This window comes from Olivibacter sp. LS-1 (assembly GCF_008245145.1).
GTDB lineage: Bacteria > Bacteroidota > Bacteroidia > Sphingobacteriales > Sphingobacteriaceae > Olivibacter > Olivibacter oleidegradans.
The window spans coordinates 921,692-937,324 of the sequence record NZ_CP041643.1 but is presented as its reverse complement, the minus strand read 5'-3'; the positions used below and the strand labels follow the sequence as shown (position 1 = coordinate 937,324).

Here is a 15,633-nt window from a genome sequence, read left to right as displayed (position 1 = left end):
ATTATTTAATGCATGAAAACATTAAATAATGAGCATTATCCTGTAATACCTTCAAGCTCACTTCTTATTTTCTTTATCCCCGCACTTACTTTGGCAGATTGAACTTGATCAAGAACGGTTACTTCAGTAGTTTTGTCTTGCTCTGACCGATAAATAACCAAAAATTCCTCATCGTTAATCAAAGCATCGTAAGGACCTTTGCCACTCATCAGCTTAACCAATACGGGCAAGCATTCAAAAAAGATGAATAATAATCCAATGAATGTTATCGCCCAGTAATTACTCGCATTCGTCTTCCCTGCATCACTGTATTTTAACTGTCCGAGGGCTTCGTTCCTATCAGCAAAACCAGCTAGTTTCACGATGCTATCCAACTCCTTGGATGTCATTAGCTTTTCGTCAAGCAGGCCATCGATCTGCCTCCTTTCTTTTATAAAGCGCTCCTGAACGCTTATCTGTGAACGTAAATCCTCTTCTCGTCTCTCTCTTTCCTTTAACGCCTCCTCCTTTCTTTTGGCGTAAGGGCCATAGCCCATCATACCCGAAGTCTCAGCTGTTTTACTTCCAAATATTTCAAAATTTAAACTTTGACGATCGTGCTTAATCGTTTTCGAAAGGGAATCAAGTTCCGATTTTAGTCCTTCTAATTTAACGATATCACTATTGTATTTACGATCAAAGGAGCCATTTAATTGATCGATCCGTTGTTTTTGTCCATTTAGATAATTTATCTTAAGTTGTTCTCTTATTTCCTTATCAAATATTTTTAGCTCCAAAGGCCTGGAAATCACAATCCCAATCAATATCGCCAAAACTAAACGAGGTGCTGCTTGGAGAAACTGTTTAAAGGGTGTCGACATTTTATTAATTGTTGAAACGATGTAGCGGTCCATATTAAAAATAGCCGTTCCCCAAATGAGACCAAAGGAAATGGAAGCGAGTAAGGCATAAGTGCTTCCGCTAAAAACAAAATACAGCGCATAACTACCGGCGATAGCGGCAAACAAACCGGTAAAAAAAATCGTTGCTCCAATACCTGCATATTTGTTGTGCTCTGAGGGAGTTTTCAATAAGGTAGGTACGTGTACCCCACTACAAAACCAAAAAAAATGATTAATCTTCCTCATAACTCCCTTTTAAATTATAGATATTGAAGCAAGCCTTCAAAAGCCATTCCTCTAGATGCCTTTAGAAGAACCGTCGTATTTTCAAGTGGTTTCTCTTGTAAAGCCTGCTTAGCCGCGTCGAGCGATTCGTAATATTCTATATCATGTTCTTCTTGCCTTTGTCCGAAAAAGTTCCTACCCACAAAAATTTTTCGATAAAGCTTCATGCCACGTATGCGTTCGATCAAACGGCGATGTTCTGTCGGTGCTTCTTCACCCAACTCAAACATATCACCCAAAATTGATACCTTTTTCTCCGCATGAATACTTTCCAAATTATCCAGAGCCGCCCACATACTACTTGCATTGGCATTATAGTAATCACAAATAACTGTATTCTTTTCAGTCTGCGTGATCTGAGAACGATTATTTGTAGGGCTGTACGCTGTAATGCCTCGGTTAATTTCCTCGGGGTTCAATCCAAAATATAAACCTACAGCTACGGCAGCTAATACATTTTCCAGATTATAGGAGCCCGTTAAATGCGTAGGTACCACCTGACGATCGTAACCATATGCCTTAATACTGCTCCAACCTAAATTTAAAACGGGATTAACGGAAAGCAATTCGCCACTAATATTGTTCGATTTGTCTAAACCATAGGTTATGATTTGCTTGAAGGTTTTATTGTTGGCCATTGATAATAAATGATTATTATCTCCTTGTAAAAACAGAACCCCTTTATGTTCTTCCAGCCACTCATATAACTCACCTTTAGCCTGTTTCACCCCCTCAAAACTTCCAAAACCTTCTAAATGCGCCTTCCCAACATTTGTAATCAGTCCGAGCCCCGGTTTCGCTATCCCACATAAAAAAGCGATCTCGCCAATATGGTTAGCACCCATCTCTATAATAGCAAGCTCAATAGCTGAATCAATTGCCAGCACACTCAACGGTACACCTATATGATTATTCAAATTACCTTTTGTAGCATAAACGTTAAACTTCTGCGACAACACCGATTGTAGAAGCTCTTTAGTAGTCGTCTTTCCGTTAGTACCGGTGACCCCTATAACAGGTATCTGCAGCTGATCCCGGTGATACCTCGCTAAATTTTGCAGTGTTTCCAGAACATTCGAAACCACTTCGATGCGTTCGTCAACAATGGGTACCGGCTCATCAACGATCGCTAATCTTGCACCTAATTCCAGCGCTTTTTCAGCAAATTGATTACCGTTAAATGTAGCCCCTCTCAATGCAAAGAAAATGGACCCGGGAAGAATATTTCTCGTATCCGTTGATATTTTTTGACATTCTTGAAAAAGCCTATAAAGTGTTGCAATCTCCATAAAAATGATTTTTGCGACTAATTTACATATTATAATATTGAGAATAATGACTCGCCTTATGAGGCTTTTTCACTTAAGTTGGCTATCTGATTAATTTTCAATATGGACTGAATCTGCTTGATGTTCTTCTTCCTTTTTCATCTCTGCTATGCATTTCAACCCTTCTTCCGTCATAATCCATTCTGTATAAGAGGCTCTATTTTCCTCGGGAAAATTTTCTCTACATTGCCAAACCGGCAAATTTCTAATATGGTTATCGGCTTCATTACTTAAAAATAATTTTGCGCCCACAGGTAACAACATTTTAATACTTACTCGCTGGTCGCGCATTAGTTCACCTTGTGGCAAGGTGGAGTTATTATCAAATACGATATGCTGTTCCTGCTGATTCACATTATAAATGATTCGTTCTGCTCGCTTCGCTGCTAGATCAAAGTTTTTCCCTCGGGCGTGAAACTCTTGAACGAGTTTTGCCGGACTGTTCGTCTCCCCCTTTATTATTTTAATATCGACCGAATTCATGTTTCGGAATTTACCTCTTTTTCGATTGGATTTTATAATAGTACCCAAAGAGTCCAGTCGATTCCCGCTGGAATCGACCTTTTTAATGACGTTGACATCGTTTACATCCACATAATATGCAGGGAAAGGGGCTAGTAAGCGCTCCTGAACAATGGAAGCATCCTCTCCGAAATCTTGTGCTGTTTGAATCGTATAATAGGTGAGCGTACCGGCAGCTACGAGCCATAGTACCAGAAGCCCGAATCCTACATAACTACCCGCTATTCGCCTATTAAATACAATACGGATGGCTAGTATAATAAGTGCCAAAAGAGGGATCGCCAAACTGAAGAAAGCGGCCACAATGACAATACCCTTATAAGATTCAGGAACAAGATACAAGGGGAAATCCGGGTCATATAACCCCCCGAAGCCATCTCCGGTCCAATCTGGTATTGCCAGAATTAGGCAAACAAGCAACGCAACAATTCCTGCGCTTAACCCGAAAATGATAAGAGCGCCGATAACTTTTAAGAATACAATGAATGCTTTTGCAATAAAATTCGCAGCACCCTCCAACGAGTCTGCCGCCTTATTTAGGCCGGGTTTGATTCTTTCCCCGGCCATAGTAAAATTTCCGCGGAGGCCCTCCATTTCCTCTTCAAAATTCTTTTTGAAGTTTTGCAAATTCGGTGCTTCCCCACGCATCGCCATACGGTCGGCCCGGGTTTTTGCAATGGGTACAACAATCCAAAGTATAATGTATAAAAGGAAGCCCGTTCCGGCAAAAACAAACAAGAGTACCATTACGAGCCGAACCCATAATGTTTCGATATCGAGGTAATGCCCCAACCCGGAACATACGCCCCCAAATACTTTATCATCGGGATCTCTAAATAATTTGCGTGTTCCTGAGTAGCCTGACCCATAATACGATTGTCGCGAATAATCATAAGAATCACCGGCATTATCACTTTCAAAGTCGCTCACTTTTCCCATCTGTGCACAAACTTCTTCCACATCCTGCATCGTAATAACTTCTTTCTTTCCCGGAACAATCCGTTCGTTGAACATCTCTGCAATTCTGTTTTCAATATCTCCTACAATTTCCTTGCTGTCTTCCGTATAAGCAAAATGCTTTTTCACATCGATCATGTATGACCGCAAAGCATCGTAAGCATCTTCTTCAATGTGAAAAACGATGCCGTTTATATTTATTATTATTGTTTTATTCATGGTTAATCATTTATTAAAGGTTCACATCGCTGTTTTCTTCTGTATTTCTAGGTGCAGTGGATGTTTTTACTGCAAACACAAGCTCGTTCCAAGTTTCATCTAAAGCTTTAAGCACTTCTTGGCCGGCTTCGGTTATTTGATAATACTTTCTTGGCGGACCCGAGCTGGACTCTTTCCAGATATAGCTTAACAGCTCGTTATTCTTCAATCTGGTTAACAGAGGATATAGTGTACCCTCTACCACCAATAAGCGAGCCGCCTTGAGCTCATTGATGATATCTGAGGCGTATATTTCCCCTCGGGAAATAATTGACAGAATACAGTATTCCAGTATTCCTTTCCTCATTTGGGTTTGCGTATTTTCTACTATCATATAACAAAGATATATGTTTTGGTAGGTATTATGCAATACATAGTAGCTTGTTAAAGATATACTAAATTATAAATGACTGACAATCAACGACAAAAAATTAAAATACCGACAAAAACGCATGTTATCAGAAGCTATATCTTCGATTATTTCAGGTATTTCGTTTGGTCATTCTGTTTTGGCGGTTATCAAATAGTGTATTTTTAACACAATCCATTTGCTTTTTAATATTTCATCCAATACATTTACAAATTAATTCCTTATAAACAAAAGCATGATTAAAGCGGCTAACCTAAAGAAACTATTTATCGAAAAATTTAGTCAGAATCCATTAATCGTCCGCTCACCGGGCCGAGTAAACCTCATTGGAGAGCATACCGATTATAACGAAGGGCTCGTTCTTCCGGCGGCAATTAATAAAAATGTATACTTAGCTATTGCTAAAAATAACACGGATAAAGTTCGTCTTTATGCCATAGATCTATCCGATTCTTTTGAAACCACCGTTGATGCTATAAAAAAGACTGACAAACTTTGGCCGGATTATATTCTCGGCGTCATTGAACAATTGCAATTAAATAATTACGCCATTAATGAAGGATTCGATATTGCTTTCTCCGGAGATATTCCGCAAGGAGCAGGCTTATCGTCATCCGCTGCCTTGGAATGCGCTACCGCTTTTGCTCTAAGCACGCTTTTTGAGTTCCACATAAGTAAGCTGGATATCGCACTTCTGTCTCAAGCTGCTGAAAATCAGTTTGTCGGTGTAAATTGCGGCTTAATGGATCAGTTTGCGAGTGTATTCGGAAAAGAACAGCACCTTGTGAAATTAGATTGTGCAGATTACTCATACGAGTATATTCCTTTTAAGACAAGCGACATAAAAATATTGCTGCTCGATACGCAGGTTAAACACTCGTTAGCTTCCTCTGCCTACAACGAACGCCGCGAACAATGCGAAGAGGGCGTTCGGTTGATCAGTCGGCATCACCCCTCAGTTACCAGTTTGCGGCACGCTACGGAAGAGATGCTTCTCAAATATGTAAAACCCGTTGACGAAATTGTATATCGAAGGTGTAGCTACGTGGTCGCAGAGATTGCACGTTTACAGCTAGCTTGTGAGGATTTGAAAAAAGACGATTTTAAAGCTTTCGGGCAACGTATGTTTGAAACGCATGAAGGCTTGGAGAAACAGTATGAAGTGAGTTGCAAGGAACTTGATTTATTGGTGCAGTTAGTAAAGGGCAATCAGTATGTGCTAGGAGCCCGTATGATGGGTGGGGGCTTTGGCGGTTGCACGATTAATCTTGTGAAAGCTGATAAAGCGGAGGAAGTGGCTCAACAAGTTGCTGCTGCTTATAAAGAACAAACAGGAATAGAGATTCCGTATTATATTGCTGAAATAAATTCCGGAACGAGTATCGTTGATTTAACACAAGCATCGTATGGCCAGGTATAAGCTTCCACTACTTAAAGATTTCAAAACAAAAGGAGACGATAAGAGTAGCGCGCTGATCATACTAAAAAATAACAGAGGAATGCAGGTGGCGCTTACAAACTATGGCGCGCGAATAGTAAGTATGATTGTTCCCGATAAGACCGGAAGTTCGGTAGATGTTGTTTTGGGCTTTAACAACATCTTGGATTATCTCCATGCGGATGAATTATATCATGGGGCTACTATTGGGCGATACGCCAACCGGATAAGCAACGGTACATTTGAACTTGGCGGAATACCCTATAAAATTGAACCAAATAACGGCCCTAATGCGCTACATGGTGGGAAAAATGGTTTTCACACAAAAATATGGGATCGAAGAATTAACAATCCCAATCAGGTGACCTTCTATTATACTTCTCCTGACGGTGAAGAAGGTTTTCCGGGAACACTCACCGTGTCCGTAGATTATCTATTGACAGATGAAAACGAGCTCCAAATAAATTATCGAGCAAATAGCGATAAAGACACTATTATTAACCTTACAAATCACGCCTATTTCAATCTGGATGGCGAAGGTTCGGGATCCATCGTTGATCATGTTGTTGAAATCGCAGCCGAAACGTTCCTTCCCATTAACGAGGTTCAAATCCCTTTGGGAGAGCTCCGACCGGTAAGCGATTCAGCTTTTGATTTCCGTAAACCGAAGCGTATATCCTTGGGCATATCAAGCGAGGATGAACAAATCCAAAAGGGAGGTGGGGGATATGACCATACCTTCGTTCTAAACGAAGCAAACAAAGACGGTAAAAAAGTCGCAGCTTCTGCCTTCTCTGAAAAGAGTGGGATTATGCTCGAAGTGCTTACCACCGAACCCGGGATACAATTTTATACGGGAAATGCGCTCACAGGAAAGGACAAAGGGAAATCAGGAAACCACTATGCCAAGCAACACGCGTTCTGCTTCGAGACACAACACTTTCCTGATGCACCGAACCAAGCACAATTCCCATCACCCTTACTAAAGGCAAAGCAGCCATTCCGATCACAAACAATTTATCGATTTCATGTGCAAAAATAAAAACACCATAAAACAAGCCCAATGAAAACCTTACACACTACTGACTACTTCGTTTTTTTATTCTATTTTTTGATCGTAGCTTTATACGGCTACTGGGTATATCAAAAAAAGAAATCACTCACTGCAGATTCCAAAGACTATTTCCTTGCTGAGGGTTCTTTAACTTGGTGGGCAATCGGCGCTTCGCTAATTGCTTCCAATATTTCTGCAGAGCAGTTCATCGGAATGAGTGGTTCGGGCTTCAAAATGGGCCTGGCGATCGCTGCTTATGAATGGATGGCCGCGATCACACTGATTATCGTCGGTATTTTCTTTATCCCGGTATATCTTAAAAATAAGATATACACCATGCCTCAATTTTTAAATCAGCGCTACAATAGTACCGTAAGTATCGTCATGGCCATATTCTGGTTGCTGCTCTATGTTGTTGTTAACCTTACTTCAATTCTGTATCTAGGCGCGTTGGCCGTATCCAGTATATCAGGCATCAATTTCACCGTGTGCATTTTCGCGCTCGCTATTTTCGCTATTATCATTACACTGGGCGGTATGAAAGTTATTGGGTTTACGGATGTAATCCAAGTGTTCTTTTTGATTCTCGGCGGACTGGCGACAACCTATATCGCACTCAATTTGGTAGCCGACCATTTTGGCGTACATGGAGCATTAAACGGTTTGGGACTTATGTATGATAAAGCTCCCGACCACTTTGAAATGATATTCGGCAAAGACAATGAAAACTACCTCGATTTACCCGGACTTTCGGTGCTCATAGGCGGTCTTTGGATCGTAAACCTGAATTATTGGGGCTGTAATCAATACATTACCCAACGGGCCTTGGGTGCGGACCTCAAAACCGCTAGGGGAGGTTTGCTATTTGCGGCAGGACTAAAGCTGTTAATGCCGGTTATTGTAGTACTGCCTGGAATTGCGGCTTATATACTTTATAAAGAAGGTTATTTTCAGGAAGAAATGCTTCAGGATGGAAGTGTAAATCCTGATCACGCTTATCCTGTACTGCTGAATCTTTTACCAACCGGTTTAAAAGGATTGTCTTTTGCCGCCTTGACAGCAGCAGTAGTTGCTTCTTTAGCCGGAAAAGCCAACAGTATTGCTACCATCTTTTCATTGGATGTTTACAAAAAGATTTTCAACAAAGAGGCTTCTGAAAAAAATCTGGTTAATGTGGGAAAAACAACCATTATCGTTTCCATGCTATTAGCCATCGTCATTTCACCATACTTAGGGATAGATAAAAAGGGTGGCTTTCAGTATATTCAAGAATATACCGGTTTCGTGTCTCCTGGAATTTTCGCGATGTTCATCTTAGGTTTTTTCTGGAAAAAAGCAACATCCTCTGCTGCAATGTTTGCAACTGTCGGCGGATTCATTCTTTCTGTCATTTTTAAATTTTTGCCGAACGTCATGGATCTATCTTTCTTGGCTCCATCCGGTTTTGCCGTCAAAAATGCAGAAGGTATTTATGAAATACCATTCCTTGACCGTATGGGCTTTGTTTTCATTATCTGTATAGCGGCGATGCTTATAATAAGCATCATCGAAAATAACCGTGGTGTTAAGCCAAAAGGTTTGGAAGTGGACACAAAAATGTTCCGCGTCCATCCGGGATTTGCGATAGGTTCTTTGTTAATAACAGGCGTTGTTGCCGCACTATACTTATTGTTTTGGTAATTAATTATCTTTGCTACGGGGCTTTACCCCGTAGCAAAAGTTATTTTTATAATGCATATTTTCCCATCCACATTCACGTTTCTAACGAGCTTACAACAAAATAATAATAGAGAGTGGTTTCAGGAGCACAAATCTGACTATGATTTAGCACATCAAAATGTTAAAGATTTTGTTGCCGAATTCATCCACACGCTATCGAAAATAGACCGTTATATTAGCGAGGATATTCCCGTTTCAAAATGCCTTTTTAGGATATATCGGGATACACGCTTTAGCAAAGATAAGACTCCCTATAAAAATTGGTTCGGTGCCGGTATATCTGTTGCCGGAAGAAAGCTGAATGGCCCGGAGTACTACCTCCATATACAACCGGGAAATTCATTTATTGCCGGTGGCTATTGGCGTCCGGAGAAAGAACATTTGGCGGCAATCAGACAGGAAATTGATTACAACGGCACCCAGTTTAGACAGATCATCAACGCCCCCAAGTTCACTAAGTTCTGTATTTTAAATAACGAAGATAAACTCAAAAAAGTTCCGGCAGGCTATGATGCTGACCACCCGGATATTGAATTTCTTAAACTAAAGAGCTTCACCGCCAGCAGCACCTTAAGTGATGCCGATCTCTCCGAGGATGATGGGCGATCCATTACTCGTTTATTGAATTTTGCGGAAGCTATGTATGACTTCAAGCTGTTTCTTCATCAAGCCTTAGATGAAGAGTAAGCTCATCATCGCAACTCCTTCAGGGCGTAATGTAACTTTTCAAGTTTAACGAGCATCGCTTCCGCTGCTTTTTCGTTCGCTTCAGTGGCAGCAAACGATTCCTCCTCATTAAGCTGTTTGGAAAAATTTGCGAGTAGCAATCCATCGAAAGGGAACATTTGTAGTGCATTGGTAACTTGCTTAAGCTGCTGAATCGCTCGTGTCCCTCCGGCTATACCTCCATACCCTACCATGGCGACCGGTTTATAGGCCCACTCATTAAAGAGGAAATCCAGTGCATTCTTTAAAGGGGCGGGCATACCATAATTGTATTCCGGTGTGACAAATATAAAAGCATCAGCAGCGTCGATCTTTGAGCTCCAATCTTTGGTATGTTGATGGGTGTATTGCTGCATTCGAGGATGTACCGGCTCATCCATAAAAGGCAGATTGACTTTCTTTAGGTCTATCAATTCCGTATCAAACATTGTATATTTCTTTGCTGTTTCATATATCCAATGGGCAACAGCATGCCCTTTTCTGCCATTTCTTGTACTTCCTAAGATAATTTTTAACTGAATCATAAGCCTTAATCTTTAAGGGATAACAATTCGATAGCTCATTTGTTGAAGCGCTTGTTTTCGAGCGGAGAAAGTAAATGCTCTAAGCCGTTTAATTTGATTTCATACATTGTAGCAAGTAGAACACCCAATTTTCCCTTAGGAAAGCCCTGATTTCGGAGCCAAACAAGGTAGTGCTCGGGCAAACGGCTTATAGGCCAATCCTTATATTTTCCATAAGGCATTTTATAGACAACGAGCTCTTTTAATATTTCTCTATCAGATTCCATACGCTTAACGGGCTAATTCCTGAAGAAGCATAACAGCTTCATCCACGCTTTGAATTCTGTCGAATCCGATACGCAAACTTCCTTTTACTTCTTTTAGGTTACAAACCGATGGATTTTGCTGAACAAACTGCAAAACCTTTCCAAATCGTTCACTTTCAAAATACGGTGATTTTTTATTGCTAATGAAGTACCCCCGAAGCACGTTCTTTTTGTAGGATATCTTCTCAAAACCTATTTCTTTACCAAGCCATTGTAAACGAAGCGTATTTAGCAACTCCTTTACCGGCAATGGTACCGGCCCGAAACGGTCGGCCAAATCCTGCTCGAAAGACTCGATTTCATTTTCGGTCTTTAACGACGCCATTTGATTGTATAGATTATAACGTTCACCTACATTGGTTACATAAGAATCCGGAATGTATACCTCTAAATCCGTGTCTATTTGCGTAAAATTAACATATACTCTAGCCTTTTCCTCCTTAAACAACCCTTCAAATTCATCGTCTTTCAATTCTTGGATAGCTTCGTCCAAAATCTTATGGTACATTTCAAAGCCTATTTCTGCGATAAAACCACTTTGTTCTGCACCTAATAGATTTCCGCTTCCACGAATGTCCAAATCCCTCATCGCTACATTGAACCCACTTCCCAGTTCACTAAATTCTTCAATGGCGCTCAGACGTTTACGTGCCTCGGGTGTAAGGGTCGAAAGGGGAGGAGACAATAAATAACAAAAAGCCTTTTTGTTGGATCGACCCACTCTCCCTCGCATTTGATGTAAATCGCTTAGGCCGAACATATGCGCATGGTTAATAATAATGGTATTTGCGTTCGGAATATCCAAACCCGCCTCAATAATCGTTGTGGCCACCAACACATCAAACTCATGATTAATAAATTTGAGCATGACATCCTCTAAGGCATCACCTTCCAATTGCCCATGGGCAACACCACATCTTGCATTTGGCACCAGCTTAGTGATCAAAGCTCCCAATTGGCGAAGATCCTGCACCCGATTGTGGATAAAGAAGACCTGCCCGCCTCTATTAATTTCATAGGCCACAGCCTCTTGTATCAGTTTTTCATTAAATACATGCAATTCCGTTTGTACAGGTTGACGATTTGGCGGAGGAGTGCTTATGATGCTTAAATCTCTTGCTCCCATCAACGAAAAATGAAGTGTCCGAGGAATCGGCGTAGCAGTAAGCGTCAGCGTATCAACATTAACACGCAATTGCTTAAGCTTCTCTTTAACACCTACACCAAATTTCTGTTCTTCATCAATAATCAATAGTCCGAGATCCTTGAATTTCACATCTTTGCTTACCAGGCGATGCGTTCCGATCACAATATCAATTTCACCCTCGGCGAGTCGCTTCAACGTGTCCTTTATTTCTTTGCTCGTTTTAAACCGGTTGATATAGTCAATATTACAAGGAAATCCCTTTAACCGTTCGGAAAAGGTCCTGTGATGTTGTAATGCCAAAATTGTTGTAGGAACCAACACCGCCACCTGCTTACTATCAGCGACTGCCTTAAAAGCAGCCCGTACAGCTACCTCTGTTTTTCCAAAACCGACATCACCACATACGAGCCGATCCATCGGATGCGGTGCCTCCATATCTTTTTTTACATCGTTGGTCGCCTTTTCTTGGTCTGGTGTATCCTCATAAATAAAGGAGGCTTCCAATTCCGTTTGCAAATAAGTGTCCGGGCTGAAAGCATTCCCCGTTTGCGCTTTCCGTTGAGCATATAGCTTAATCAGATCGCGGGCAATATCTTTAACTTTTTTTTTAGTGGTTCTTTTTAGCTTATCCCAAGTATCGGTTCCTAATTTATTCATTTTAGGAACAGTACCATCTTTACCCGTATACTTGCTAATCCGATTTAAGGAGTTTATATTAACATATAGCAGATCGTTGTCGGCGTAAACCAGGCGAATCATTTCCTGCATTTTGCCATTAACTTCTACTTTTTCCAAGCCCGCATATTTACCTATCCCGTGATCAATATGAGTAATATAATCGCCGGGTTTAAGGTCACGAAGTTCTTTTAAAGTAATCGCTTGTGACCGGGCATAGCCTTTTTTATGTTTATATTTATAATAGCGATCAAAAATTTGATGGTCCGTATAGCAAGCTAGTTTGAGCTCTTCATCGCTAAATCCTTCACGTAAGGCAATACTTATGGGAATAAATTTGACCGTTTTATCCAGATCATCTAAAATGGCAAACAACCTTTCGATCTGTTTCGGAGAGTCGCTAAAAATACAATTGGTGATTTTCTTCTCCTCATTTTCCTTTATATTGTGAATAAGTAGTCCAAAATCTTTGTTGAAAGAGGGCTGAGGTCGCTGATTAAATTGAATTTGATGATCAGCATCGTAGAAAAATTGCTTACCGAACTCAACTACCGGAAAATCCTGTAACAGGTTCGCAAGCATCTTTTCATCCGTGAAGCTGAATTTAGGATCGATCCATTCGGGGTTATGTTCTTTGTCCTGGGCCGATAAAGCGGACCAAAGTTTGCTGGCATTTTTGTATCCAGATTGCACAATGTCAAGGGTAAATTGAACATCTTTAATCCAGATGACGGCGTCACTATCGATATATTCCAGTAAAGAAATATTGTTCTCTGTTAGAAACTTCGCCTGCACATTTGGAACAATTGTTACCGTATGAATCTTATTAACAGAAAGTTGATTCTCTGTATCGAATGTGCGTATACTTTCCACAAGGTTGCCAAAGAACTCAATGCGATAGGGTAAATCATTTGAGAATGAAAAAATATCAACGATCCCTCCCCTAATTGCAAATTGTCCCGGTTCGTACACAAAATCCACTCGCTCAAAGTCGTACTCTATCAAAAATTCATTGATAAAATCGATATCCAACTTTGCATTAATGGATATTTCAAGTGTATTTTTACTTAGTTCAGTCCGGTTAATTACTTTTTCTGCTAGCGCTTCCGGATAGGTCACGATCATCTTTGGCAATTCCGAAGCGTGATTCAGCGTACTGAGGGTTTCTGCTCGCTGCAATACATGCGCACTATCCGCTTGAGTAAAATCAAAGGGTTTCCGATAAGAGGAGGGGAAAAAAAGAACCTGCTTATCCAGGAGGCCCTCTAAATCACTCAAAAAGAACGCTGCTTCCTCATAATCGGGTAATACGAAAATAAAAGGTCGTTCCTGCAGCTGATAACTCGAAACCGCCGTTATGGCGTCGGCTGATCCTATCAATCCCTTTAATTGAATTCTAGGCTTGGCTCCCTGAAGTGCTTTTGTAAACGATAAGACTCCTTTGTGTTCCTTATATTGTTGTAAAATATCTTTTATTGTCACTGTAATAAATTAAGAATAATCCTTCGGAAGCTACTCCGAAGCCTTTAATTGTTCCATATTTTTAACACTCAATCTCGACGAAATAGCAGACGCAGTCCCTGAAACTAGTAATACGGTCAGAAATACCAAAAGAAAATCAGACCATCGCATGGATACAGGATAAACGTCCGAGACAATGGTAGTTGTTCCCATACGTACCACACCAAACTTTTCCTGAATTATACAAAAGACTGCACCTAATAACAAGCCACCTAAACATCCCATCATGGAAATAAAGATTCCCTCTAAAAAGAAGATACGCTTTACCAGTCCATGTGGCGCACCTAAGCTATTTAATACCGCTACATCTTTTTGTTTATCGATGACTAGCATGGTCAATGATCCGACGATATTAAACGCTGCAATCACCAATACAAACGCTAAAATGAAAAATACCATCCATTTCTCACTATTTAATAACTTGTAAAGTCCCGGGTTTTGTTCCACCCGGTTTTTTATGTTATAGTTTTTTCCCAGTAACTTTTGAAGATCCTTCTGGACACGGTTCAAATCGGCCCCCTTTTTAAGGTTAATTTCAATCGCCGAAATTTCATCATATTCTCCAAGTACATCACGGGCAAAACCAATTGGAACAATGATAAGATCATCAAGCTCTTGTTGTGCTTTGAAAACCCCTGCAGGTGCAATATTCCGAACATTAAATTCATCCGCTGGGTTGAGAGCTGACCGGACCCCTTTCTTTGGTGAGAAAACTTCAATCTCTGCTAGAATATTATTTAAACTTATACCTAAATTAGTAAAAACGCGCGCCCCCAATAAGGCATAATTTATTCCGTTTTCGCTTAACACAAATGTTCCATCCCATAACAAGTTATCTGCCGGTCGATTTAGGCCATAAGATGGGTCAACACCTTTCATGTTTGCTATGTACTGGTATTCCCGATATCTTAGAAGCACCTTTTCTTGCAATACCTGGCTATAGCTTGCTATTCGCGAATCCTTTTTGATTTTTTCAAAAACAACCGTATCTTCTTTAAATACTTTACCGGAAGCTGGTTCAATCCGCAATTCGGAGGAAAAGGAGCTATACATACTTAATATCAAACCTTCTAGCCCATTATAAACCGATAAGATTACAATCAACGCACCACTAGCTACCAATACACCTACCATGCTGATGGCCGAGATGATGTTGATCGCATTAACAGATTTTTTGGAGAACAGGTACCGCTTGGCAATAAAGGTGGCAGTATTCATAACATTAAGTTACTTAGGCTCTAACAAAAGGATTACTGACCTTTTCTTCTCCTATATATGTTTCCGGGCCATGCCCAGGGTATACAATAGTATCATCCGGTAAGCTATACAGGTCTTCTTTAATATGCTTTAGAAGCAATTGATGGTTTCCTCCTGGAAGGTCTGTCCTACCGATACTTCTTCTAAACAGCACATCTCCACCGATAAGCAGTTTTTCCTGTTGATTATAGAAACACAAATGACCGGGAGAATGGCCGGGAGCAAAGATAAGTTGCAAGGAGGTGTTACCAAAGCTCACATTACCCTCCATTGGCAAAAAATGTTCTGGTATAGGCGACTGCTCATACCGTAAACCGAACATCGGCGCTCGTACTTGTACATCCGATAACACAGCCGCTTCATGCGCATGAAATTGGGGAAGTAGCCCAAATTCCTCATAAATCAACTTATTTCCTAGCACATGATCTACATGACAATGGGTATTCAATAACAAGGTGGGCTTCAGGTTATTCGATCTAATAAAATGAAGCACACTTTCTTCCTCCGCTGTCGTATACATCCCCGGATCTACTATGGCGCAGTTGTGCGTCTCATCATATAAAATATAAGTATTCTCGGCAAAGGGATTATTTTCAAACCTTTTTACGTATATCATAATAAACAAACTTAGATAAAATGCTTGGCATTCTCCAACAACAACAAAAC

Annotated in this window: 13 protein-coding genes; 4 read left to right on the top strand and 9 right to left on the bottom strand. The window is 40.5% G+C overall.

Going from position 1 to position 15,633, the window contains the following annotated elements; all coding sequences use genetic code 11:
- Positions 1-35 precede the first annotated feature (35 nt).
- From FKG96_RS03710 to FKG96_RS03695, 4 genes are all read right to left on the bottom strand, one after another.
- Positions 36-1,127 carry a DUF4407 domain-containing protein gene (locus FKG96_RS03710; RefSeq protein WP_130854596.1) on the bottom strand — a complete coding sequence of 364 codons (1,092 nt, stop codon included), beginning with the start codon at positions 1,125-1,127 and terminating at the stop codon, positions 36-38.
- A 14-nt stretch (positions 1,128-1,141) separates the two neighbouring features.
- Positions 1,142-2,455: a UDP-N-acetylmuramoyl-tripeptide--D-alanyl-D-alanine ligase gene (gene murF / locus FKG96_RS03705; RefSeq protein ID WP_130854597.1), complete on the bottom strand. Its 1,314-nt coding sequence runs from the start codon at positions 2,453-2,455 to the stop codon at positions 1,142-1,144.
- Positions 2,456-2,545: 90 nt separating this feature from the next.
- On the bottom strand, positions 2,546-4,192 hold the full coding sequence (locus FKG96_RS03700; protein WP_130854598.1) for a PspC domain-containing protein: 1,647 nt from the start codon (positions 4,190-4,192) through the stop codon (positions 2,546-2,548).
- Between the two features lie 13 nt (positions 4,193-4,205).
- A complete protein-coding gene (locus FKG96_RS03695) occupies positions 4,206-4,565 on the bottom strand; it encodes a PadR family transcriptional regulator (protein WP_013664641.1) in 360 nt (119 codons plus the stop codon).
- Between the two features lie 271 nt (positions 4,566-4,836).
- Between FKG96_RS03695 and galK the strand changes: the two genes are divergently transcribed.
- Genes galK through FKG96_RS03675 form a run of 4 tightly spaced genes read left to right on the top strand, consistent with a single transcriptional unit; the run spans position 4,837 to position 9,499 of the window.
- Positions 4,837-6,021, top strand: coding sequence for a galactokinase (gene galK, locus FKG96_RS03690; RefSeq protein ID WP_130854599.1), 1,185 nt, complete (start codon positions 4,837-4,839; stop codon positions 6,019-6,021).
- Complete coding sequence (locus tag FKG96_RS03685; protein ID WP_130854600.1) at positions 6,008-7,081, top strand: aldose epimerase family protein; 1,074 nt, start codon at positions 6,008-6,010, stop codon at positions 7,079-7,081. The genes galK and FKG96_RS03685 overlap by 14 nt, the downstream gene beginning before the upstream one ends.
- Before the next feature lie 21 nt (positions 7,082-7,102).
- A complete protein-coding gene (locus FKG96_RS03680) occupies positions 7,103-8,773 on the top strand; it encodes a sodium/sugar symporter (protein ID WP_013664638.1) in 1,671 nt (556 codons plus the stop codon).
- A 51-nt stretch (positions 8,774-8,824) separates the two neighbouring features.
- Positions 8,825-9,499 (top strand): DUF2461 domain-containing protein, encoded by a 675-nt coding sequence (locus tag FKG96_RS03675; RefSeq protein ID WP_130854601.1) that lies wholly within the window; start codon positions 8,825-8,827, stop codon positions 9,497-9,499.
- A 5-nt stretch (positions 9,500-9,504) separates the two neighbouring features.
- Here the strand turns inward: FKG96_RS03675 and FKG96_RS03670 are convergent, their stop codons facing one another.
- The 5 genes from FKG96_RS03670 to FKG96_RS03650 are packed head-to-tail and all read right to left on the bottom strand — an operon-like array spanning position 9,505 to position 15,583.
- Complete coding sequence (locus tag FKG96_RS03670) at positions 9,505-10,062, bottom strand: NADPH-dependent FMN reductase (protein WP_130854602.1); 558 nt, start codon at positions 10,060-10,062, stop codon at positions 9,505-9,507.
- Positions 10,063-10,097: 35 nt separating this feature from the next.
- Complete coding sequence (locus tag FKG96_RS03665) at positions 10,098-10,328, bottom strand: DUF3820 family protein (protein WP_013664635.1); 231 nt, start codon at positions 10,326-10,328, stop codon at positions 10,098-10,100.
- Between the two features lie 4 nt (positions 10,329-10,332).
- Entirely contained in the window at positions 10,333-13,671 is a 3,339-nt protein-coding gene (gene mfd / locus FKG96_RS03660; protein WP_130854603.1) for a transcription-repair coupling factor, read from the bottom strand.
- A 30-nt stretch (positions 13,672-13,701) separates the two neighbouring features.
- Positions 13,702-14,928, bottom strand: coding sequence for an ABC transporter permease (locus FKG96_RS03655; RefSeq protein ID WP_130854604.1), 1,227 nt, complete (start codon positions 14,926-14,928; stop codon positions 13,702-13,704).
- A 13-nt stretch (positions 14,929-14,941) separates the two neighbouring features.
- Positions 14,942-15,583 carry an MBL fold metallo-hydrolase gene (locus tag FKG96_RS03650; protein ID WP_130854605.1) on the bottom strand — a complete coding sequence of 214 codons (642 nt, stop codon included), beginning with the start codon at positions 15,581-15,583 and terminating at the stop codon, positions 14,942-14,944.
- Positions 15,584-15,633 lie beyond the last annotated feature (50 nt).

Coding starts and splice junctions, on each gene's coding strand:
- FKG96_RS03710 (WP_130854596.1), bottom strand. CDS start 1,127: ATGAGGAAGATTAATCATTTTTTTTGGTTTTGTAGTGGGGTACACGTA.
- murF (WP_130854597.1), bottom strand. CDS start 2,455: ATGGAGATTGCAACACTTTATAGGCTTTTTCAAGAATGTCAAAAAATA.
- FKG96_RS03700 (WP_130854598.1), bottom strand. CDS start 4,192: ATGAATAAAACAATAATAATAAATATAAACGGCATCGTTTTTCACATT.
- FKG96_RS03695 (WP_013664641.1), bottom strand. CDS start 4,565: ATGATAGTAGAAAATACGCAAACCCAAATGAGGAAAGGAATACTGGAA.
- galK (WP_130854599.1), top strand. CDS start 4,837: ATGATTAAAGCGGCTAACCTAAAGAAACTATTTATCGAAAAATTTAGT.
- FKG96_RS03685 (WP_130854600.1), top strand. CDS start 6,008: ATGGCCAGGTATAAGCTTCCACTACTTAAAGATTTCAAAACAAAAGGA.
- FKG96_RS03680 (WP_013664638.1), top strand. CDS start 7,103: ATGAAAACCTTACACACTACTGACTACTTCGTTTTTTTATTCTATTTT.
- FKG96_RS03675 (WP_130854601.1), top strand. CDS start 8,825: ATGCATATTTTCCCATCCACATTCACGTTTCTAACGAGCTTACAACAA.
- FKG96_RS03670 (WP_130854602.1), bottom strand. CDS start 10,062: ATGATTCAGTTAAAAATTATCTTAGGAAGTACAAGAAATGGCAGAAAA.
- FKG96_RS03665 (WP_013664635.1), bottom strand. CDS start 10,328: ATGGAATCTGATAGAGAAATATTAAAAGAGCTCGTTGTCTATAAAATG.
- FKG96_RS03655 (WP_130854604.1), bottom strand. CDS start 14,928: ATGAATACTGCCACCTTTATTGCCAAGCGGTACCTGTTCTCCAAAAAA.
- FKG96_RS03650 (WP_130854605.1), bottom strand. CDS start 15,583: ATGATATACGTAAAAAGGTTTGAAAATAATCCCTTTGCCGAGAATACT.